Source organism: Photorhabdus khanii NC19 (assembly GCF_000517265.1).
Classification (GTDB): domain Bacteria; phylum Pseudomonadota; class Gammaproteobacteria; order Enterobacterales; family Enterobacteriaceae; genus Photorhabdus; species Photorhabdus khanii.
Genome location: NZ_AYSJ01000004.1, coordinates 530,000 through 550,865, shown reverse-complemented (window position 1 = coordinate 550,865; position 20,866 = coordinate 530,000). Strand labels below are relative to the sequence as shown.

Annotated in this window: 17 protein-coding genes; 4 read left to right on the top strand and 13 right to left on the bottom strand. The window is 41.9% G+C overall.

Annotated features, from left to right (window positions below; genetic code table 11):
- Window positions 1-173: 173 nt before the first annotated feature.
- From PTE_RS06940 to PTE_RS06900, 9 genes are all read right to left on the bottom strand, one after another.
- Window positions 174-1,691 carry a DHA2 family efflux MFS transporter permease subunit gene (locus PTE_RS06940; protein ID WP_036844224.1) on the bottom strand — a complete coding sequence of 506 codons (1,518 nt, stop codon included), beginning with the start codon at window positions 1,689-1,691 and terminating at the stop codon, window positions 174-176.
- Window positions 1,692-1,698: 7 nt separating this feature from the next.
- A complete protein-coding gene (gene emrA / locus PTE_RS06935; protein ID WP_036844222.1) occupies window positions 1,699-2,886 on the bottom strand; it encodes a multidrug efflux MFS transporter periplasmic adaptor subunit EmrA in 1,188 nt (395 codons plus the stop codon).
- Between the two features lie 313 nt (window positions 2,887-3,199).
- On the bottom strand, window positions 3,200-3,943 hold the full coding sequence (gene fabG / locus PTE_RS06930) for a 3-oxoacyl-ACP reductase FabG (protein ID WP_036844221.1): 744 nt from the start codon (window positions 3,941-3,943) through the stop codon (window positions 3,200-3,202).
- Window positions 3,944-4,001: 58 nt separating this feature from the next.
- On the bottom strand, window positions 4,002-4,817 hold the full coding sequence (locus PTE_RS06925; protein WP_036844220.1) for a MaoC/PaaZ C-terminal domain-containing protein: 816 nt from the start codon (window positions 4,815-4,817) through the stop codon (window positions 4,002-4,004).
- A complete protein-coding gene (locus PTE_RS06920) occupies window positions 4,814-6,079 on the bottom strand; it encodes a beta-ketoacyl-[acyl-carrier-protein] synthase family protein (protein WP_036844219.1) in 1,266 nt (421 codons plus the stop codon). Before PTE_RS06920 ends, PTE_RS06925 begins: the two co-directional genes overlap by 4 nt.
- Window positions 6,080-6,233: 154 nt before the next feature.
- Window positions 6,234-6,470 (bottom strand): acyl carrier protein, encoded by a 237-nt coding sequence (locus PTE_RS06915; RefSeq protein ID WP_036844216.1) that lies wholly within the window; start codon window positions 6,468-6,470, stop codon window positions 6,234-6,236.
- Between the two features lie 119 nt (window positions 6,471-6,589).
- Window positions 6,590-7,780 carry a cysteine desulfurase family protein gene (locus tag PTE_RS06910; RefSeq protein WP_036844215.1) on the bottom strand — a complete coding sequence of 397 codons (1,191 nt, stop codon included), beginning with the start codon at window positions 7,778-7,780 and terminating at the stop codon, window positions 6,590-6,592.
- Window positions 7,777-8,133: an iron-sulfur cluster assembly scaffold protein gene (locus tag PTE_RS06905; RefSeq protein ID WP_036844213.1), complete on the bottom strand. Its 357-nt coding sequence runs from the start codon at window positions 8,131-8,133 to the stop codon at window positions 7,777-7,779. Before PTE_RS06905 ends, PTE_RS06910 begins: the two co-directional genes overlap by 4 nt.
- Before the next feature lie 16 nt (window positions 8,134-8,149).
- Window positions 8,150-9,328 carry a LuxE/PaaK family acyltransferase gene (locus tag PTE_RS06900; RefSeq protein ID WP_036844209.1) on the bottom strand — a complete coding sequence of 393 codons (1,179 nt, stop codon included), beginning with the start codon at window positions 9,326-9,328 and terminating at the stop codon, window positions 8,150-8,152.
- Window positions 9,329-9,719: 391 nt separating this feature from the next.
- On the opposite strand from PTE_RS06900, the gene PTE_RS06895 reads away from it, so the two are divergent.
- Window positions 9,720-10,805 carry a flavin-containing monooxygenase gene (locus PTE_RS06895; protein WP_036844207.1) on the top strand — a complete coding sequence of 362 codons (1,086 nt, stop codon included), beginning with the start codon at window positions 9,720-9,722 and terminating at the stop codon, window positions 10,803-10,805.
- A gap of 234 nt (window positions 10,806-11,039) precedes the next feature.
- Here PTE_RS06895 and PTE_RS06890 read toward each other — a convergent pair whose 3' ends face one another.
- Together PTE_RS06890 and ilvY are read right to left on the bottom strand one after the other, a co-directional pair.
- A complete protein-coding gene (locus PTE_RS06890) occupies window positions 11,040-11,879 on the bottom strand; it encodes an AraC family transcriptional regulator (RefSeq protein WP_036844205.1) in 840 nt (279 codons plus the stop codon).
- Between the two features lie 590 nt (window positions 11,880-12,469).
- Entirely contained in the window at window positions 12,470-13,351 is an 882-nt protein-coding gene (ilvY, locus tag PTE_RS06885; protein WP_036844203.1) for an HTH-type transcriptional activator IlvY, read from the bottom strand.
- Window positions 13,352-13,544: 193 nt separating this feature from the next.
- Between ilvY and ilvC the strand changes: the two genes are divergently transcribed.
- Both ilvC and rep read left to right on the top strand, forming a co-directional pair.
- Window positions 13,545-15,023, top strand: coding sequence for a ketol-acid reductoisomerase (gene ilvC / locus PTE_RS06880; RefSeq protein ID WP_036844192.1), 1,479 nt, complete (start codon window positions 13,545-13,547; stop codon window positions 15,021-15,023).
- A 224-nt stretch (window positions 15,024-15,247) separates the two neighbouring features.
- Window positions 15,248-17,275: a DNA helicase Rep gene (gene rep / locus PTE_RS06875; RefSeq protein WP_036844191.1), complete on the top strand. Its 2,028-nt coding sequence runs from the start codon at window positions 15,248-15,250 to the stop codon at window positions 17,273-17,275.
- 57 nt (window positions 17,276-17,332) lie between these two features.
- Here the strand turns inward: rep and gppA are convergent, their stop codons facing one another.
- Both gppA and rhlB read right to left on the bottom strand, forming a co-directional pair.
- Window positions 17,333-18,829 (bottom strand): guanosine-5'-triphosphate,3'-diphosphate diphosphatase, encoded by a 1,497-nt coding sequence (gene gppA, locus PTE_RS06870; protein WP_036844373.1) that lies wholly within the window; start codon window positions 18,827-18,829, stop codon window positions 17,333-17,335.
- 8 nt (window positions 18,830-18,837) lie between these two features.
- Window positions 18,838-20,124 carry an ATP-dependent RNA helicase RhlB gene (gene rhlB, locus PTE_RS06865; RefSeq protein WP_036844190.1) on the bottom strand — a complete coding sequence of 429 codons (1,287 nt, stop codon included), beginning with the start codon at window positions 20,122-20,124 and terminating at the stop codon, window positions 18,838-18,840.
- A 118-nt stretch (window positions 20,125-20,242) separates the two neighbouring features.
- Here rhlB and trxA point away from each other — a divergent pair, with 118 nt between their 5' ends.
- Window positions 20,243-20,569 carry a thioredoxin TrxA gene (gene trxA, locus PTE_RS06860; RefSeq protein WP_036844189.1) on the top strand — a complete coding sequence of 109 codons (327 nt, stop codon included), beginning with the start codon at window positions 20,243-20,245 and terminating at the stop codon, window positions 20,567-20,569.
- Window positions 20,570-20,866 lie beyond the last annotated feature (297 nt).

Sequence of the window (20,866 nt, the reverse complement as noted above, 5' to 3'; positions counted from 1 at the left end):
GCATTTTGACGATGAAAAAATATGTTTCGTAGAACAACAAAATAGCGCCTTGGAAGGTGCTATTTTGACAAGATTTTGTATTCTCTGAGGTTTCACTAGAAATAGCCTTGGGTTCTTTGACTATTGTTATTAGTGCCGATGGGTAGTCATCCAGTTTATTATTTATTATCGTGTTATTTCTTTGCTCCAACTGTGGGTTTTGCCAGCCAGATAAAGATCAGCAAAATAAGAAAAATAAAACCAAATAGCCAATAAATCTCGTTGGCGGCGATAATCAATCCCTGGTTAGTGACTTCACGCGCCAGAGAGCTACTGGCTTGAGCTTGTGACATCCCTAATTGTTCCATTTTCTGATAGGCTTGCTGGGCAATAGGGTTATGGGCGGTTATCGATTCAGTTAACTGAACGTGGTGGACAGCTTCACGGCGGGACCACATGGTCGTCGTAATTGAGGTACCCACGGATGTTGCCAGAGTACGTAAGAAGTTGAACAGACTACCCGCAGAGGCGATTTTATCCGGTTCAACGTCGGATAATATAATGGCTGTTAGCGGCATAATTAAACAGGCAATAGCAAAACCTTGAATAAATTGTGGCCAGGCCGCGGTGGCAAAGTCCATTGACAGCTCGAAGGTATGAGCTCGCCAAAAAAAGCACAGGGCAAAAACGATAAAGCTGAACATAACCAAATAACGCATATCGATTTTTGAACTGAAACGGCCAATGAGTGGAGCAAGTATTATGGGAACCATCCCTAATGGGGCCATAACTAACCCTGCCCAGGTGGCAGTATAACCAAAGACCATTTGTAATAACTGAGGTTGTAGAACTAGGGTACCGATGTGGAGTAAAAAGGCCAAACTGATACATAAAGTACCAATAGTAAAATTGCGTGATTTAAAGAGTGATAAATCAATGATCGGATCATCGTCGGTCAGTTCCCAGATGATCAGGAAAGTCACGGCAATAACCGCGATAATCGCTAATGCAATAATCTCTGTTGAGTTGAACCAGTCAAGTTCCTTGCCTCGATCAAGCAATAACTGAAAACAACCGACGCCGGTGACTAATAAAATAAGCCCTACGGCATCAATTGGCCTGACCTTTATTTCAGTTTCTCGATCTTTTAACAACATCCAAGTGATAGCGATGGCGGCAAAGCCTACCGGGACGTTGATGAGAAATATCCATCCCCAATGATAGCTGTCACTGATCCAACCGCCGAGTATTGGACCACAAACCGGAGCGACAACGATAGTCATTGACCACAATGCCAGTGCCATATTGCGTTTTAACGGAGGATAGTTGTTTAGTAACAAACTTTGCGAAAGAGGCATGATTGGTCCGGCTGAGATGCCTTGCAGAATGCGGGAAATGATCAGCATTTCCAGGCTATTGGAGATGCCACACAGCCAAGAGGTTATGACAAACAATAGCATTGATATTAAGAAAACCCGGACTTCCCCAAACCGTTTGGCTAACCAGCCTGTTAATGGAATAGAAATCGCGTTAGCAACAGCAAATGAAGTAATTACCCAGGTGCCTTGCGATACTGAGGAACCCAAGTCTCCGGCAATTGTTGATATTGCAACGTTAGCAATGGTCAGATCCAATATTTGTAAAAAAGCGGCTAATGCTAAAGCCAGGGTTAGCCAGCCAAGTTTGGCTCCTGATAATGGCTCTTTTAGCATGTTAACCTCACTCATCTTTACTGTTGTTAGCTTGAATGATTTCGTTAATTAGCCGATCAATTTCTCCGGTGTTGTAAGACAAGACGTTGGTTTCATAAACAATGCCTTTACGGGGGGTATCGGAAAGGACCAAACCCTCTTGATTTCTGGTATCGACAGTGGCGTGCATGGATAAACCAATTCGTAAAGGATGATCAATAAGTTGTTGTGCTTCCAGTTCAACACGGACAGGCAAACGTTGAACCACTTTGATCCAGTTACCGGTGGCGTTTTGTGCCGGCAGTAAAGAAAATGCACTGCCGGTTCCCATATCAAGACCAACGATTCGGCCTTGATAAATGACATCATTGCCATAGAAATCGCTAATTAGCGTTACCGGCTGACCAATACGCACATTGGCGAGTTGAACCTCTTTGAAGTTAGCTTCGACCCAGAGTTGATCTGCCGGTACGATAACCATCAGCGAGGTACCGCTTTTTATTTGTGAACCGACCTGAACACTGCGGCGTGAAACGTATCCGGTCACCGGCGCGGCAATCTGAGTGCGCTGTAAGGTTAACCATGCATCTCGGAGTTGGGAAGCGGCGAGTTTAATGGCGGGCTGTTGTTCCAATGGGGTGTCTATAACTAACGCTTTGTTGGCATGATATTGTTGTTGGGCGACGTTCAGCTCAGACTTTGCCATTTGAACACTATTACGGGAATGAATCAGATTTTCTTTGGCAATAGCACCGGTGAGCCCCAGATGTTCACGTCGTTTTAAATCATCTTGAGCCTGCTGTAGCGCAGTCTGTTTTAGTTCAATATTAGCCAGCAGCTTTTCATTATCGATGATGGTTTGGTGAGTTTGTCTGACACTATTAGCCAATATATTTTTCGCCCGTTCAAAAGCATGTTCTGCATCAACAGAGTCTAAACGTAGCAGAATGTCTCCTTGTTGAACGAAATCTGTATTATCGACATGGATAGACGTTACGCTACCAGTAATTTGGGTCATCACTTGCACCTGATTACCGACAACGTAGGCATCATCAGTCGCTTGATGATAGCGCAGTGCAACAAACCAGTAGGCAAAGTAACCTAATCCGGCAAAAACAAATAAAAGAGTTGCGAGGATCAATGCTAGCTTTCGCTTTGATTTTTTCTCATTAAGCGGAGGTGATTGTACTGGAACTGATTCTATTTCTTCGGCCATGTTCCTCTCCCATAACTGTGATCAAAAATAAATTAGACTATTAGTGTGTTTATGCTTGATTAAACACCTTGGAGTTGACTACAAGGTCAAGATCTTCCCGTCTTGATAAAAAGAAAACGGGTAATATTTAGCACTTAATGCCACAAGTATTATTTGTATTAAAATTATTTATTATCGTTATTAACATTTATCAGAGAGACTGGATTGGCTATTTGGCAATGATTAACGGCATTTTTTAAGTACCCAGATATTTATCTGGGTACAAATAACCACAGGATATGGATACGAACCCATTGATATTCTGTTTAACTGATCAGGCCGTCATTCCGCCATCAATGACGAATGTTTGCCCGGTAATGTAGCGTCCTCCGGGGCTGAGGAGGAAATTGATAGTCATGGCAATATCTTCTACTGAACCCAAGCGGCCCAATGGGATGTTAGATAACAGTTTTTTCCTATGTGATGCTGGAATATGATTCAGCATTTCAGTATCAATCAAGCCTGGTGCAACGGTATTGACCCGAACATTAAATCGGCCAACTTCAACAGCTAATGAGCGGGTAATACCGATCATTGCGGCTTTGGTTGCTGCGTAGTTAACTTGCCCTGAGTTAGCTTTAAATGCAGTGACCGAGCTCATGTGGATGATGCAGCCTTCTCCAGACATAATCATTTCAGGGAGAAAAGCGTGATTGACTAAATAAACAGAAGAAAGATTGGTGGAAATCACGTTGTGCCATTCTTCTTCTTTCATGTTTATCAGCAAAGCATCTTGTGTAATTCCGGCGTTATTGATGATTGCATAGGGAGAGCCATACCGTGAGATAAGCTCTGCCGACAGTGTTGAGACTTCTTTCGCGTTTGAGACATCACATTGATGGCCTTCACAACTGTGACCTTGCTGCTTAATTTCCTGACAAAGTGTTTGCGCTTCATCTATGCTTGATTTGTAGGTAAAAACCACATGGTAGTTTTGCGCAGCCAGCATTTTTACTATGCCTTTGCCAATGCCACGTGATCCTCCCGAAACAAAAACCCAAGGTGCGTTGATATTCATTAAGTTATTCCTCTAAATTTTTATGCCATCCGTCTGTCAGTACAGAATTCATCAAACCTTAGTTGGCAACCTGCTTTCTTTTTGTTGTTCCCATCAGACTCATTTCAACAACTAAAGAGATTTCTCCATTCAGCCAGATCGGGATTTCCAACGTACCGTATAACGAACCATCAACATCGAATGTATCTTTAGGTAGGATCGTATATTCGATGCTTGGCATTTCATCCGGGATTTGGCGATTGAGCAGGGTTGGAGAAAAACTCACTGTATGCATAACATGCAACACAATAAGGTCTTTGAGGCATATTTCATCATGCCCCTGTTTGCCGAAATAGGTTTTAAATTCCGTTGCTAGTGCCGTTTTTGCACTTTGCTGCATGAAAAGATAAAAAATCAGGGCATCAAGAAAAATCCAGAACTCATTGACTTCGGGGAAGGTGCTTTTGAATTCAATGGATTTTTTTATTGTCTCTTGTATCGGAACTTGACACTGTGGTTTTTCAGGAAAGCCGGTTTTTTTCGAAAAATCGAAACGACTATAATGACCAACCAAAGGTTTCAAGCTGGTTGTTTCATCTTGCAGATTAAAGGCCGTTTTCCCATTCAGGTCAGTGTGCTTAGTTTTGACACAATAGCAGGCATTCAGAGGCACTGGATTTCGCAAATTAACGTGCCATTGTCTGCCCATTCCCTCGTTTGGTTGTGACAGGTAATCGTATCCGCTTTTGAGCGGGATCATTGCCAGCATACCGTGTACGGCAATACCGCCTAATCCGACTTCTTTTGCAATTTTTTCATCAAAATGAATGGGGTTATAATCTCCAGAGAATTTAGCCCATTGACTGAGATCTTTTTTACTGAATTGAACGTTCATCTGTCGGCTTTCCTGAAAATAAGTGCACAGTTTGTGCCACCGAATCCATAGTTAACATTTAAAGCAGTATCAATAACTTGGTTAGTTCGGTGGGTGTTGGGTACGTAATCCAGATCGCAGAGTGGATCAGGATTATTCAAGTGCATAGTCGCGGGAATAGTTGCGGTTTCCATTGCCTTAATACAGAAAATGGACTCAATTGCCCCTGCCCCGGCAATAAGATGGCCTGTGTAGGATTTTGTACTGGAAGTAGGAATACAGTAGGCGTGTTCTCCCAGGCTCATTTTTAAAACATCGGTTTCGTTAATGTCGTTTAACGGGGTTGATGTGCCGTGGGCATTGATATAGTGAATATCTGACGCGGAGAGTTTAGCCTGTTCCAGTGCCGCCTGAATTGCCATAACCCGTCCTTGGCAATCTGGTGCCGGTGCTGTCATATCTGATGCGTCAGAGTAATTTCCATAACCGACGACTTCCGCCAGTATTTTGGCTCCTCTGGCAACAGCACTGTCATAATCTTCAAGACATAATATTGCTGCACCTTCTGACATCACAAAGCCACTGCGATCTTTGCTGAACGGACAGCAAGCTTTTTCGACAGATTCCTGTTCTTTGCTCAGTGCGCCAAGAATATCGATGCTCCAGACGATGAATGGATCTCTGATACTTTCACCGCCCCCTGCCAGCATCATTTTAGTGCGTCCGCTACGGATAAGTTCAAAAGCATCACCTATTGCCATACTGCCTGTTGCACAAGCTGCCACTGGGGTATTCTGATATCCCCGTAGATTCCAGTTCATTGAAATAGCCGCCGTACCTACGCTGTGCATAGACATAATATTTGTCATGGGTGAGGCAATACCTTGGTCAGCGTAGGAATTGCTGTTTTCGACGGTTGCATCTTCTCCTCCCCAGCCAGTACCAAAAATGACACCTCGTTCAAAAGGGGAATAACTTTCATCAAGAGCAGCTTTATCGTGACCAAATGCCATTTTGATTGCTTCATCCGCAGCAATCAGCCCAAGTTTGCTGAATTTGGGAAGGTTCTTTAGCAGTTTTTTGGAAAACCGTGATACATCAGGAGGAAAAGGTATATTGCCGAAGAATTTTGCTGCGACAGAAGCATCTGGGTGAACGTCCTTTTTGTAGCCTACACGATAGTTTAGGATTGCATCCCAAATTTCCTGGGTATTTTGCCCAAGAGAACAGATAGAGCCATAGCCTGTGATGGCAACGCGGCGGTAGCCAGTTTGAAAATTCATGAAACATTATCTCCAAAGGTAAGTTCCTGGTGACATGCTTTATTTTTTAATACAACCAAATAATGGGGTTGGTAGATAAAAGCATCACAAAAATGAATGTTAGCCATGCTGTGATATGTCATAGACAGCTAACATCCAAATACATTAATAATGATTATTTTATTAATTCACTGACATAATTGACAAAATCACCGATTGTCGTTGTTTCATTTCGCTGGAATTTATCGAAATTCAGCTGAATACCCATTTCTCTTTTTAAAGCAACCTGAATAGAGACAAAATCCAGACTTACCAGATGAATATCATCAAGCAGGGTATCGAGAGTAATATCTTCTGCTTCGATGTCAGTTAATTCAGTAATTTGAGATTGCAATAATTCAAACAGTTTCATATTAATATCCCCTTAAAATCTAAAAAAATGTTGGCGGAGCTTAAGTGCAGTAATATGGGTATTAGTGGTTAATAAATAAGTTATTCCTGCTACACCGTCTTTTAAATACAGTTTTGCTGTTATTCCTGAGTGTTTAAAGGTTGCCCAGAAATTTTCAGCAAGTTATACGTTTCTTGTTTGATCGCGCTAGCCAGCATCTCAATATCATTTTGGCTTGTGGTATATCCAAAGCTGATACGTACTGCGCTATCGATACGATCATTAGGTAGCCCCATCGCCGCCAGAACATGAGAACGTTGTGTAGATTTGTTATTGCTACAGGCTGATCCTAAAGATAAAGAGACTCCGTGACATAAATCCAGCCGGCTGGCTAATGATTCAGCGCGGACGCCAGGGAAACTTAAATTCAGTGTCCAGGGTGCCTGAAATTCTGGGTTTGTATTGCCATTAATTAAGTAGCTAACATGGTGCTGTTCCAGCAGAGATAGCAAGGTTTCTCTGAGCGTTTTGTAGGTATTGAAATGTTCTTGCAATCCATTCAGTGATTCTTTAGCTGCCGCCGCCAGTCCTGCAAGGCCCAGAGTGTTTTCAGTGCCGCTGCGTATTCCTTGTTCTTGTCCGCCACCGTGCAGCAAGGGGTTCAATTGAATACCTAGCGCATGATAGAGCCCACCGATACCTTTTGGGCCATTAAACTTATGGCCGGAGAAAGAGACAGTCGTTATGCCAGAAAGCGTGTCACAGCTAAAAGGAAGTTTACCAATAGCCTGTACTGCATCTATGTGTAAATAGATACCAGCCTCTTTTGCTAAAGAGGCGACAGCTTCATAGGGCTGTATCACTCCGGTTTCGTTGTTAATCGCCATCAATGTGATCAGGCGTGTTTGTGGCCGCAGGTTTTCACGGATGCTTTGTACACTTATCCGCCCCTGATTATCAGGATCGATCAGCGTCAGTTGAAGTCCGCGTTGCTGGTACCAGAGTAACGGCGCTAGAACAGACGGGTGCTCAATAGAAGAGCTAATAACATGATATGCAGACAGATCCGAACCGGGAAGCGTTGCTAACAGGCTGGACAATGCCTGGTTATTACTTTCGGTTCCTCCTGATGTAAACAGGATTTGTTCAGGCACAGTGCCCATTAATGACGCCATAGATCTCCTGGCGTCAGTGAGCAAATTTTTAGCCATGTTACTTAAGCTGTAGTGGCTGGACGGATTAGCAAAAACAGACAAAGCCTCTTTAATCGCCAACTGGGCTTTAACACTTAGCGGTGTCGTGGCGTTGTAATCGAAGTATAGGCTTGTCATATTTTTCCCTTTAACTGCTCAAATAGCTTATGCAGCATATCAAGGCAGTGTTGCTGGGCGGGTTCTAACTCACCTAATAACGCATCAATGCCTTCAGGTGATAATGTGTTCAATTCTTTGAGAGTCTTACCTTTAACATGGCGACAAAACTGGTTCGACATTGCTAGGGATGCTGTGCATCCCCATGCGCGGAAACAGGCATTATTTACCCGCCCTTGACTATCCAGTGTCAGGTCGATATCAACCTTGTCACCACAGACAGGATTGCCTAACGCCAGTTTAATTGCCGGGCTGGATAACGTCCCCTGGCAGTCAGGATTGCAAAAGTTGTCAATAATGATGTTGTTAAACATAATTCCACCTTGCTATTTATACTGCGGATGTAGCTGGGGCAGTTTCATCATCTGACATTTTTCTCTCAAGGTTGACTGCACAACAACCAAACTCTTTAGCGGCAGCAGTACGCATAACAAACTGAATCCGCTGAGAATTACGCCAGGATTTGTTAGGGTCGGTACGCAAGTAGACCAAATCTTCTGTCAGTAACATACCTGGGGTGGAAACAGAAAGTGGATCTAGGATCACCAATTGCCCTGTTTCGCCATCAGGTAGTTCACGTGATAAATCATTAGGATCACGGACGGAGAAGTGAATATAAGGAGGAACATGCTTATGGTTATATTCATCTTCTATGGCGAGAACGTTTGCTTCAACCAGACCATACATATCACGTGTTCGGGATACTGGAATTCCCATCCATTCTTCGATATCTGCATTTAATTCGCCGCGGGAGATCATATCCCCGGAAAAACGTTTCCAGCCGCCCATCGTAATCACCATACTATCGCGATCTAAAGTGAGTCTGGTGTTATTCTCTTTTAAGAAAGTAATAAAACGATGGATCATGAATGGCGGGCCAATTAAATGCCGGGTGAATTTACCTTTCCACTGGATTAATTGATTCAGTGTGTCTTCTGGGGAAAAACGATCCTGATTAATCATATAGCGTCGGGTATCTAACAAACCTGTCAGGAAATTAAATATCTTAACCAGTGCCATTTCTGGAATATCTTCTGTTGAAGGACATAAGCATAGGCCTGCACCACCAGATAATTTGAACATGCTGCGGTAATTAGAATAAACAGCCAATACTGTGTGATCCATCGTATCGTGGCAACGACGATAAACGCTGGGAATTCCGCTTGTACCGGTTGAACGCATTTCATGTTCGATTTCAGACAGTGGTTTGCTTAATAAACGATGACTTTCGGCTGATTTATAAGTTGCAACGGGTATTAGTGGGATGCGAACTAAATCATTATAACCCTGGATATCTTCTAGCTTAATACCTTGTTTCTCACAAATATCTCTATAGTAAGGATTATTATGATAATGAAAATGAAAAGCATCCTTAAGTAGACAGGTTTTTAGTTCTTGTTGTTCTTCTTTAGACAGCTTATAGAGAAAGTCGACATCTGCCATTAACCATTTCAGCGGATTGCCACCACGGGATTTTATACCATCATATATATTTTTGATATTTTCCATTTTTTCATCTCCGGTAGGGTAAAGAGTAGATAAACTCATCTTTGTTTATTATAAGTTATAGCAATAAAGCATAAGTTATGTAGGAAAAAAGGATAGTGATTAATAATTTCATTTTATTGAATAAATTGGCTATATTATTGCTCTGATTATTATATGAATTTGTAAATATTGTTAAAATTATGATAAAAATAGCTGATTTATTCAAAATGCTCACTTTAATGTGAATGTGACCAGTTAATTCAAGTAATTTTTTTCATTGTGTTTTATATTTTTGTGAAGTTCGTTGATTTTTGATCTATCGAATGTTTTTTTATAAATTTTTTCATTGTCCTAAGATTAATATAATGATAAAAATAAAATATAGATAATGCCGAATTAAAAACGAGTACGCATGATGAAAATGGATTGTTTAATTGTGGGTGCCGGTCAAGCCGGATTAAGTTTAGCTGCTATCCTCACTGCTAAGAATATAAATGTCTGCATATTAGAGCGAGAAACGCGTATTGGCGATGTGTGGCGCAGGCGTCCTGATAATATGCTGTTATTCACTTCACGTGGTATGACTCAGCTTCATGGCCTGCCATTTCCTGGAATTGAAGATGGCTATCCGGATAAGAATGAAGTTGCTGATTACCTTGAGCGTTATGCTTCACACCATAACCTGACGATACATACTCAAACTGAAGTGGTTGAAGTGAAGCATGATAAAAATGTCTATAGCGTTAAAACAAAAGACGGGAAAGTATTTAATGCACTTTGTCTGGTTAATGCAACAGGTGCTAATCAATTAGCTGATATTCCGGTACTTTCTGGGCAACTTTCTGCTGATATACAACAAATTGGTGCGGATAAGTATCAGGAACCTAAACAAATTAAAGCAGGCAGCAGAGTTGCTGTTGTTGGTGATGGCGCCAGTGGTCGCCAGATTGCCAAAGATTTAGCGGCGACTGCGAAGGTGACGTTATTTTGTGGTTCTTCCCGTCCTCTCTTACCTAATAGAATAATGGGCAAAGATATCTTTTGGTGGTTAAGTAAAAGCGGTCTGTTGTTTGCCAATTATTACAGTTTGGTAGGGAAAATCATGCGGCGGCGTAATCCCATTCCTTGTGGAGAGCTAAAAAACCATCGGTTAGCCGCTTTTGGTATAAAAATAGCGAATAGATTAGTTGATATAAAAGATAATAATTTATGTGATTTGTCTGGCAATCAATATGAGGTCGATACTGTTATCTGGTGTTTGGGGTATAAAGATAATACGGTGTGGTTAACTCTTCCTGGTGCTGCGGATGCTAACGGATTCGTTTGTAAAAATGGGCATGAAGAAGGTGGGAAAACACCTTATCCTGGGTTATTTATTGTCGGGCGGAAATGGTTGAGTAGCCGTGGTTCTGAACTTATGTTGGGTGCTTATAAAGATACAAGTCGAGTAGCTAAATGGGTAGAAAATTATCTAAAAGAGCATGTATCATTAAAATGAATAATTAATACAGGATAGTGATATTCCACTCTGTATATTCTATTTTTTGTGGATTCATGAATTATTGGGTGGTATTGCTATGGTGTTATCCTGAATTCTGTATCATTACTAAAATCACATAATATTAGGAATAGAATGATACAGAATCGCTAACGTACTGGCTTTGATAATGACAACTATAAATAGGATTTATTTATTTTAGATGATTTATCAAAAATACTATTTATTCGTGATTTAGATATTCTGCTTTGGAAAATTCAAATCCGCCAATGCTAATGAAAAATTGGATTGTTTTTGTTGTGATTGTTGCGTTCTGTTCATACTGGCATTTTTCAATTCAGAGGGTCTTAACCCATATAGCATCATACAGGTACGACTAAAATGTGCACTGTCGGAAAATCCACTATTACACGCTAATAAAGTCAGTGAGTCAGATAAATGTATCTCATTAATGGCATGATGTAGGCGCTTCCATAATAGATAACTACGGAAATTAGTCCCCATTTTTTCTCGAAATAGATGTAAGAACCGACTTTCTGATAAATAGAGTTGATCTGATATTTCACGGGAAGATATACATTTAACGGGTAATTCAGTAATAAGAGAGGCTGCTTTCATGATCCGTTTATCCTGATAACAATGACAGTCTTCTATTTCACCTAACAGATTGTTTAAGATAAAAATATCTGGAGAGGTTTCTGATTGTAAACAATTAATAAAATAGTTGGCTATCAAATCGGATGATTCTTGGCTTAAATATACTATATCTGAACCCATCATCTGATGTGATAATAGATGATATAGGGGATTCGCTGGATCTATCAGTAAATTAAAACAGAGTTGTCCTTCTGAATGTAATTTATGTTTAATATTAGAAGAAATAATGAATCCATGCGCTTGTCTCGATTCATTTTCAGTGTCAATCTTCATGAGTGAATTATGTGGTGATACACTTAATTGTATGCAAGGATGGTGATGCCACTCTGTTTTCATATTATAAGAGAAAACGAGATCTTGTAGATGGAATTTATAGAATTTAATAAAATATGGCGCTTTGTCTATTTTATGTAACATAATGTTGTCCTTTATTAAATCATTTTGTGTGTTTGAATTAATTGTTTTATATAATTATGATGAATTAGTGATATTATTTTTTAATTAAATTAAATCGTCAAGTAATCATTATTGGTAACTATATCGTCGGAATATTATTAAATGCTTTCTATGAAATTTAAAGTACCCTCCTGTAATATCCGGTAAGAAATTATTTCATTATTATAAGATATTGTTATGACATGGAAAAAGAATTATTCCCCACTGTGTCTTTAGACGGTGGAATATTCAATGTTGTTGTTTTTACTAGCCAATTTTAACAATGTCTGAATTTCTCAGAGTTAAATGGCTGTTATTCAATTGATATAATTAAAAGTATTTTCTTTCGTAACATAATTAATGACCAAAAATTTAATGAGGGATTAATCTTTTCATATAATTATTATTGATTACTTATAACTTATCTTAAACATATTATCATGAAAACAATATGGTTATTTTTTTATGTTCTTTGTGAATTATGTCACATGAATCATAAGCATATTGGCATAATGCCAAAAGTGGGTGATATCGGACTTGTAATGAATAAAAACACCTGCTAACGCAGTTTCTTATAACAACCCCCAAAACGCTTTAATCAAGGGTTCATTAAGTCGTTTTCTTTGTACACATATACCCAACTCGAACGGCTCCACCAGAGAAATATTGTCCAATAACGATATGCGACTGCGTACTGGTTCGGGGCTATTCTCCACAACTACGTTGGGAATTAATGCAACGCCACAACCCAATGCAACCATAGAAACAATGGCTTCGTGACCAGACACTGTAGCGTAAATCAATGGGTTGTTAATTTTATGGTGGCGAAACCAGAACTCAATGCGCTTACGTGAAGGGCCGTGCTCCGGCAAAATAAAGGGAATGTTATTCCAGTCGGGGCACTCTTGTGTGACGAGAGTCCGTACAGTACAGGGCAGGGAAGGCGCGATCAGTACCAACGGTACTTCACCGATTTTGGTGAAACTGACATTATCTGGCAGTTTTTCCGGCTTACCGGCGATGCCTAAATCGGCATCATTAGACTGTACCTTATTGACCGCATCTGCGGCATCACCGGTGGTGAGTTTGATTTCAACCAGAGGATGTTCTGCACGGAAGCTATCAAGGATCTGTGGTAAGTGACTGTAAGCTGCGGTCACTGAACAAAACAGACGTAATTCGCCGCTTAGAGAAGGACTTTGCTGATTCAATGAGTGTTGTAGTTGCTGATATTGTAATAGTGTCTGTTGGGAGAACTGTTTAAATTGCTCGCCGGCAAATGTCAGCTTTACGGTGCGATTATCCCGTAAGAGTAATGAATGCCCCAATATATCTTCAATACGCTGGATTTGGCGGGATAGTGTAGATGGACTAACGTGCATTGCTTTTGCTGTGCGGCCAAAATGACAGCTTTCAGCCAGATGTAGAAACAATTTGAGATCACGTATATCCATAGTTTATTCACCTTATTCCTGCCCAATAATCAGTGTTGCATAAAATGCAATATAGTATTGTTAATATATCAATTTAAGCAATGGCTTTCATGTCATATATTAAAAATATGCAAACACCTCACAGGGTGGGAAATCTAAAAAACAGTCGCAGCACTTGATTGCTGAGTACAACATGATGATAACGGAGTCACTAATGGCTAATTATTTTAATACGCTGAATTTGCGTCAGCAGTTGGCACAGTTAGGTAAATGTCGTTTTATGGCGCGGGAAGAGTTTGTTGATGAGGCAGGATATTTAAAAGGTAAAAAAGTGGTCATCGTCGGTTGCGGTGCGCAGGGGCTGAATCAGGGCTTGAACATGCGTGACTCCGGTTTGGATATCACTTATGCCCTGCGTAAAGAGGCGATCGAAGAAAAACGAGCTTCATGGCGTAAAGCAACCGAAAATGGTTTTCAGGTGGGTACTTATGAAGAGCTGATTCCGCAGGCTGATTTGGTTGTCAACCTGACGCCAGATAAACAACATTCTTCTGTTGTTCGCGCAGTTCAGCCGCTGATGAAAGAAGGTGCTGCGCTGGGTTACTCTCACGGTTTCAATATCGTTGAAGTGGGTGAACAAATCCGTAAGGACATCACTGTTGTGATGGCCGCGCCTAAGTGCCCTGGTACTGAAGTTCGTGAAGAATACAAACGTGGTTTTGGTGTTCCTACCTTGATCGCGGTTCACCCGGAAAACGATCCAAAAGGTGAAGGTATGGCGATTGCCAAAGCATGGGCAGCGGCAACGGGTGGTCACCGTGCAGGTGTTCTGGAGTCTTCTTTCGTGGCTGAGGTGAAATCTGACCTGATGGGTGAACAAACCATTCTGTGCGGTATGCTACAGGCGGGTTCACTGCTGTGTTATGACCAGTTGATAGCAGACGGCGCTGAACTAGGTTATGCAGGAAAGCTGATCCAGTTCGGCTGGGAAACCATCACGGAAGCATTGAAGCAAGGTGGCATTACCTTGATGATGGATCGTTTGTCTAATCCGGCAAAATTGCGTGCATATGCGTTGTCTGAGCAATTGAAAGAGATCATGACGCCACTGTTCCAGAAACATATGGATGATATTATTTCGGGTAAATTCTCTTCCGGTATGATGGCTGACTGGGCTAATGATGATAAGAACCTGTTAGGTTGGCGTGAGGAAACCGGGAACACTCAGTTTGAAAATTCACCGCAATATGATGGCAAAATCGGTGAACAGGAGTACTTTGATCACGGTGTTTTAATGGTTGCTATGGTGAAAGCCGGGGTTGAACTGGCATTCGAGATTATGGTTGATACCGGTATTATTGCTGAATCTGCCTATTATGAATCTCTGCATGAATTGCCGTTGATTGCGAATACTATCTCTCGTAAGCGCCTGTATGAAATGAACGTGGTTATTTCTGATACCGCCGAATATGGTAACTATCTGTTTTCTCATGCAGCGGTTCCACTGCTGAAAGAGAAGTTTATGGATGTACTACAGGCTGGTGATTTAGGTAAGTCTGTTGCCGATAGTGGTATTTATAACGCCCAGTTACGTGATGTTAACGAAGCTATTCGTAACCACCCAATTGAAGTTGTTGGCCGTGTGTTACGTGGCTATATGACAGATATGAAACGTATTTCTGTTGGTGGTTGATTAAAGAGAAAGAGGGAGACATTCTCCCTCTCAGATTGTTGATTTCTAGCGTCTCGACTATCATTGCTTAGTTTGCATTTTCTCTTTTTACTTGTATTTCCCTTTTTTATCGGTGATTAACAAGGAGGGCTGTTTGCTTTTGAAATAAAACGGCATTCCGTATCCTTCTTTCTGCTACAATTTCATTTCTTGAAGTACTGCTTTGACATAACTCATTAAATACCATGCGATTAAATCCCAACCAGCAACAAGCAGTTGAATTTGTTACGGGCCCCTGTCTGGTTCTGGCGGGGGCAGGTTCCGGCAAAACCAGAGTGATCACCAATAAGATTGCTCATCTTATCCGTATTTGTGGCTATCAGCCTCGGCATATTGCCGCTGTGACTTTTACGAATAAAGCAGCACGGGAAATGAAAGAGCGTGTGGCGCAAACTCTGGGGCGTAAAGAGGCTAAGGGGCTGATGATTTCGACTTTCCACACCTTGGGATTGGAAATTATTAAGCGCGAGTACAAAGCTCTAGGAATGAAAAGCAATTTCTCATTGTTTGATGATCAGGACCAGATGGCTCTGCTGAAAGATTTGACGGCTGATTTACTGGAAGAAGATAAAGATTTACTGCAAAAATTGATCTCTTCCATTTCAAACTGGAAAAATGATCTGCTTTCTCCTCAACAAGCTACAGCATTGGCTCGTTCTGCTCAAGAGCATCAGTTTGCTGAATGTTATCGCCGTTATGATTTGCACCTAGCGAGTTGTAATGTACTGGATTTTGACGATCTGATTACCAAACCGACATTGCTGATGCAGCGTGATGAAGAGGTAAGGGAACGTTGGCAAAACCGTATCCGTTATTTGTTGGTAGATGAATATCAGGACACCAATACCAGTCAATATCAACTGGTTAAATTGCTGGTGGGACAAAGGGCCCGTTTTACGGTGGTGGGTGATGATGACCAGTCGATCTATTCGTGGCGCGGTGCAAGACCACAAAATCTGGTATTACTGAAAGAGGATTTCCCGAAGCTTAATGTGATCAAACTAGAGCAAAACTACCGTTCTTCCGGTTGCATTCTAAAAGCGGCTAATATTTTGATTGCTAATAATCCTCATGTGTTTGAAAAGCGGCTTTTTTCTGAACTGGGTTATGGTAATCCGCTGAAAGTCATTATGGCTAATAATGAAGAACATGAAGCGGAAAAGGTGGTCGGAGAACTGATTGCACATCACTTTATCAATAAAACCCAATATCAAGACTACGCTATTCTTTATCGGGGCAATCATCAATCCCGAGTGTTTGAAAAAATGTTGATGCAAAACCGCATTCCTTACCGGATTTCTGGCGGTACTTCTTTCTTTGCCCGCCCTGAAATTAAGGATCTGCTGGCTTATCTGCGGGTGTTGACTAATCCTGAGGATGACAGTGCATTTCTGCGGATTGTTAATACGCCAAGACGTGAAATCGGTGCGGCTACAATTCAAAAACTGGGTGAGTGGGCGAATCAGCGTAATAAAAGCCTCTATCAGGCCAGTTTTGATCTTGGCTTGGAACAAAGCCTGACTGGTCGTGGGTTGGCGGCACTACAGCGTTTTACCCATTGGATGGATGAGATAGCCCGTCAGGTTGAGCAGGAACCTTTGCTGGCGGTGCGTGATTTGTTGCATGGTATGGATTATGAAAGCTGGCTGTACGAAACATCACCGAGCCCGAAAGCCGCTGAAATGCGGATGAAAAATATTAATCAGCTATTTACTTGGATGAGTGAAATGCTGGAGGGTGATGAATTGAACGAACCAATGACTTTATCTCAGGTAGTTACGCGTTTCACATTGCGGGATATGCTGGAGCGGGGAGAAGAGGGTGAAGAGTTTGATCAAGTACAATTGATGACTCTGCATGCCTCTAAAGGATTAGAGTTTCCCTATGTATTTTTGGTCGGTATGGAAGAAGGGCTATTACCTCATCAGAGCAGTATTGATGAAGAAAATATTGATGAAGAACGGCGACTGGCTTATGTGGGAATTACTCGCGCTCAACGGGAGTTATTTTTTACTTTATGTAAAGAGCGTCGCCAATATGGTGAATTAATCCGGCCTGAACCAAGCCGCTTTTTACATGAGCTGCCACAGGATGATTTACATTGGCCGCAAGATAAAAAAATAGTTACTGCTGAAGAGAGAATGCAAAAAGGGCAGTCGCGCATTGCGGATATCAAATCGCGTTTAGGCCTTGGGCAAAAAAATAAGCAGTAAATAGATTAAAGACTCCCTGTATCGGAGAGATACAGGGAAAATGGTTGAGTTTCGGTTTTAGCTAATCTGTTCTTCCAAAACAAGTGGCCATTGAACATGACTTTGCCACTGAATTTCCTGCTGTAAAGATTCCGCCCGCAGAGGGTGGTGCATTAGCCAGCCATGAGGCAGCGTTACCATCAGCGTTTCACCACTCACTTTTAAACCCAGAGCTGGGAGTGTGTTATCTCGGCGACGGCTGGTGAATATGATAGCCAACCGCAGCAGGCGGCATAAACGTTGAACTTGTATCAGAGGCAGAGCGTTTTGTTGACTGAAGGAAATCAAATCAATCGTGCCACTTTGGTTCTTCAGCAGTGTGGCTAATAGTTTTTTCTGTGCGGGAGTATAGCCAGGAAGATCGAGGTAATTGATAAGATAAGCTGCGTGTGATGGGGCTTGATGGAAATCAACACTCAGCCCAATTTCATGTATCAGACAAGCACTCTGTAATAATTCATGACATCGGCTATCCAACTCCCAAGGTTTAGCAATTTGTTGTAAGAAGTGTCCAGCCAATTGTTTGACCCGTTGAGACTGTTCAGCATCCAACTGAAAACGACGTTGTATATTACGTAGGGTTCTGGTGCGAATATCTTGTTCTATCGGCAAATCCAGCATGCCGTAGACAAGACCTTCTCGTAAAGCGCCGCCCGCAAGCATCATACTTTCAATATTTAATGCCTGAAAAATAGCTATCAAAATAGCAAGACCGCTTGGGAAAACCAGAGCCCGTTCCAGCGTCAATCCCTCTATTTCCAGCTCTTCCAACTTACCGCACTCAATTGCTTTATGTTTGAGTGCCTGGAGTTTTGGCAAAGTGATCAGCTCATCCATACCCTGAGCAATCATGATTTCTTGCAGAGCCTGAACTGTGCCGGAAGCTCCGACACAGATTTGCCAGCTTTGTTCGATAAGCTTTGGAGCAATAGCTTTCAGAGTTTCATGTGCGGCCGCTTCGGCTTTGGCAAAATTTTCTTCCGTTAGGCTCCGGTCATGAAAATAGCATTCAAGCCAGGTAACACAGCCCATACTCAGGCTGGATAACTGAGTGGCTTTTGCCCCATTCCCAGTGACTAGTTCTGTACTTGCCCCGCCAATATCTACGACTAAACGTTTTTCAGGGCCACCGGTCGTGTGGGCAACACCTTGATAAATAAGCCGAGCTTCATCTTCGCCGCTGATTACTGTAACCGGACAACCAAGGATTTCTGATGCTTTTTTCACAAATTCACCTGAATTTTCGGCGATACGCAAAGTTGCTGTAGCAACAACGCGGATTTGTGATGGAGGTATATCCTGTAAGCGTTCAGAAAAAACCCTGAGACATTGCCAACCTCTCTCCATTACTTGTTGAGATAGGTGGTTATTTTTATCCAGTCCCGTGGCCAGTCTTACTTTGCGTTTGATTCGTGTCAGTATCTGAATACTGCCGGATATTTCACGCACAACTAGCATATGGAAACTGTTTGAACCCAAGTCGATAGCCGCATAGAGCGAAGAAGAACTCAGCATCATTTAATTCAGCCTGAACGTTTACGGTTATTACGTGGTGTATTATTGCGATGCGATAAATTATTACGGCGCTGGTGGTTTCCTGAACGCGAACGGTGGCGGCGTTTAGGAACCGGTAAATCTTTCAGCAATGCATGACTGTTATATTTGCTGACAGGGATATGGTGCTGAATATAATCTTCAATCGCTGGCAGGTTCAGAGCATATTCTTCACAGGCCAGGCTGATTGAGTGACCACTTTCACCTGCACGACCAGTACGACCAATGCGGTGAACATAATCCTCGCAGTCATCTGGTAAGTCATAGTTAAAAACATGGGTTACGGAAGGAATATGCAATCCGCGGGCTGCGACATCCGTTGCAACTAAAATATCAATGTTGCCGTTGCTGAATTCTTCCAGAATGCGTAATCGTTTTTTTTGTGCCACATCACCGGTTAGCAGGCCAACACGATGCCCGTCAGCAGCCAGATGAGCCCAGATATCTTCACAACGATGTTTTGTGTTGGCGAAAATAATGCAGCGATCAGGCCACTCTTCTTCTAATAACGTTTGAAGTAGACGCATCTTCTCTTCATTAGAGGGATAAAACAACTCTTCGCGGATGCGGTGCCCTGTTTTCTGTAACGGTTCCACCTCTACATATTCTGCATGATTCATTTGCTCAAATGCCAGTTCCCGGACTCGGTAAGAGAGCGTGGCAGAAAACAGCAGGTTCATGCGCTCATTTGCAGCCGGCATCCGGCGAAATAGCCAGCGAATATCTTTGATAAAACCCAAATCGTACATACGATCAGCTTCATCAAGAACGACAACTTGAATTGCATTCAGGTTGATATGCTCTTGTTTGGCATAGTCAATCAAACGTCCAGTTGTGCCGATAAGAATGTCAACACCGGATTCCAGCACTTTCAGCTGCTTGTCGTAACCATCACCGCCATAGGCCAGGCCCATCTTTAATCCCGTTGCCTGTGCCAGATCTTCTGCATCAGAGTAAATCTGTACAGCCAGTTCGCGGGTAGGAGCCATAATCAGCGCTCTTGGCTGATTGGTCTGACGCTCCTTCGCTGCGGGATGAGTCAGTAAATAATGAAAAGCAGACGCTAAAAATGCTAACGTCTTCCCAGTACCGGTTTGCGCTTGCCCCGCGACATCACGACCTTCGACAGTGAAAGGCAATGTCAGTGCTTGTATCGGCGTACAATTAGAAAAACCCTTGTTATCAAGAGCTTCTATGACCTTGGGGTGCAAGGCGAAGTCGGAAAACTTCTTTTCTGTCAAGTGTGTTTTACTCATAGTGTGGTAGAATATCAGTTAACCATTGTTTTACGAAAGTGTATCCACTGAAATAAAGGCAAGCTTATGTCAGTAATGTTACACTAGCATGGTAAAAAATTATTCTTTGGAGTAAAAAATGAGCGATAAAATTATTCATTTGAGTGATGCTAGCTTTGATACTGATGTGCTTAAAGCCGCTGGTTCGGTTCTTGTCGATTTTTGGGCGGCATGGTGTGGACCATGTAAAATGATTGCACCTATTTTAGATGAAATCGCCCTAGAATATTCAGGTAAACTGACGATTGCTAAACTGAACATTGATGACAATCCGGCAACTGCTCCTAAGTATGGTATCCGTGGTATTCCTACGCTGTTACTGTTTAAAGACGGTCAGGTTGTCGCTACCAAAGTGGGAGCATTGTCAAAAACTCAATTGAAAGAATTTTTGGATGCCAATCTCTGATTGAAGTAAGATCACATTAATACCGGACGTTTAGCGTATACTATTATTTATTTCATTGACTGCTAGACGTCCGTAAAGAAGCGTGATAAGTTAGCGCCACTGCTTGTATCACATACATCTGTTAGAAGTATGTTGCATACTGAACAATCTGTAGTGTCTGATAAGTCTGTTATCTCTGGATAGTCTAAAGTATCCAATGGGTTATACGGGAATAATCTGGCGTATAGCTCGTTACGTTGAGATAGTTTTTTATAGAAATCAGTAATGTTTCAGCATTATCTCAACAGCGTTTTTGAC

Coding starts and splice junctions, on each gene's coding strand:
- emrA (WP_036844222.1), bottom strand. CDS start 2,886: ATGGCCGAAGAAATAGAATCAGTTCCAGTACAATCACCTCCGCTTAAT.
- PTE_RS06890 (WP_036844205.1), bottom strand. CDS start 11,879: ATGTTACATAAAATAGACAAAGCGCCATATTTTATTAAATTCTATAAA.
- gppA (WP_036844373.1), bottom strand. CDS start 18,829: ATGCTGAGTTCTTCTTCGCTCTATGCGGCTATCGACTTGGGTTCAAAC.
- rhlB (WP_036844190.1), bottom strand. CDS start 20,124: ATGAGTAAAACACACTTGACAGAAAAGAAGTTTTCCGACTTCGCCTTG.
- fabG (WP_036844221.1), bottom strand. CDS start 3,943: ATGAATATCAACGCACCTTGGGTTTTTGTTTCGGGAGGATCACGTGGC.
- ilvC (WP_036844192.1), top strand. CDS start 13,545: ATGGCTAATTATTTTAATACGCTGAATTTGCGTCAGCAGTTGGCACAG.
- trxA (WP_036844189.1), top strand. CDS start 20,243: ATGAGCGATAAAATTATTCATTTGAGTGATGCTAGCTTTGATACTGAT.
- PTE_RS06940 (WP_036844224.1), bottom strand. CDS start 1,691: ATGCTAAAAGAGCCATTATCAGGAGCCAAACTTGGCTGGCTAACCCTG.
- rep (WP_036844191.1), top strand. CDS start 15,248: ATGCGATTAAATCCCAACCAGCAACAAGCAGTTGAATTTGTTACGGGC.
- PTE_RS06895 (WP_036844207.1), top strand. CDS start 9,720: ATGATGAAAATGGATTGTTTAATTGTGGGTGCCGGTCAAGCCGGATTA.
- PTE_RS06915 (WP_036844216.1), bottom strand. CDS start 6,470: ATGAAACTGTTTGAATTATTGCAATCTCAAATTACTGAATTAACTGAC.
- PTE_RS06910 (WP_036844215.1), bottom strand. CDS start 7,780: ATGACAAGCCTATACTTCGATTACAACGCCACGACACCGCTAAGTGTT.
- ilvY (WP_036844203.1), bottom strand. CDS start 13,351: ATGGATATACGTGATCTCAAATTGTTTCTACATCTGGCTGAAAGCTGT.
- PTE_RS06900 (WP_036844209.1), bottom strand. CDS start 9,328: ATGGAAAATATCAAAAATATATATGATGGTATAAAATCCCGTGGTGGC.
- PTE_RS06920 (WP_036844219.1), bottom strand. CDS start 6,079: ATGAATTTTCAAACTGGCTACCGCCGCGTTGCCATCACAGGCTATGGC.
- PTE_RS06905 (WP_036844213.1), bottom strand. CDS start 8,133: ATGTTTAACAACATCATTATTGACAACTTTTGCAATCCTGACTGCCAG.
- PTE_RS06925 (WP_036844220.1), bottom strand. CDS start 4,817: ATGAACGTTCAATTCAGTAAAAAAGATCTCAGTCAATGGGCTAAATTC.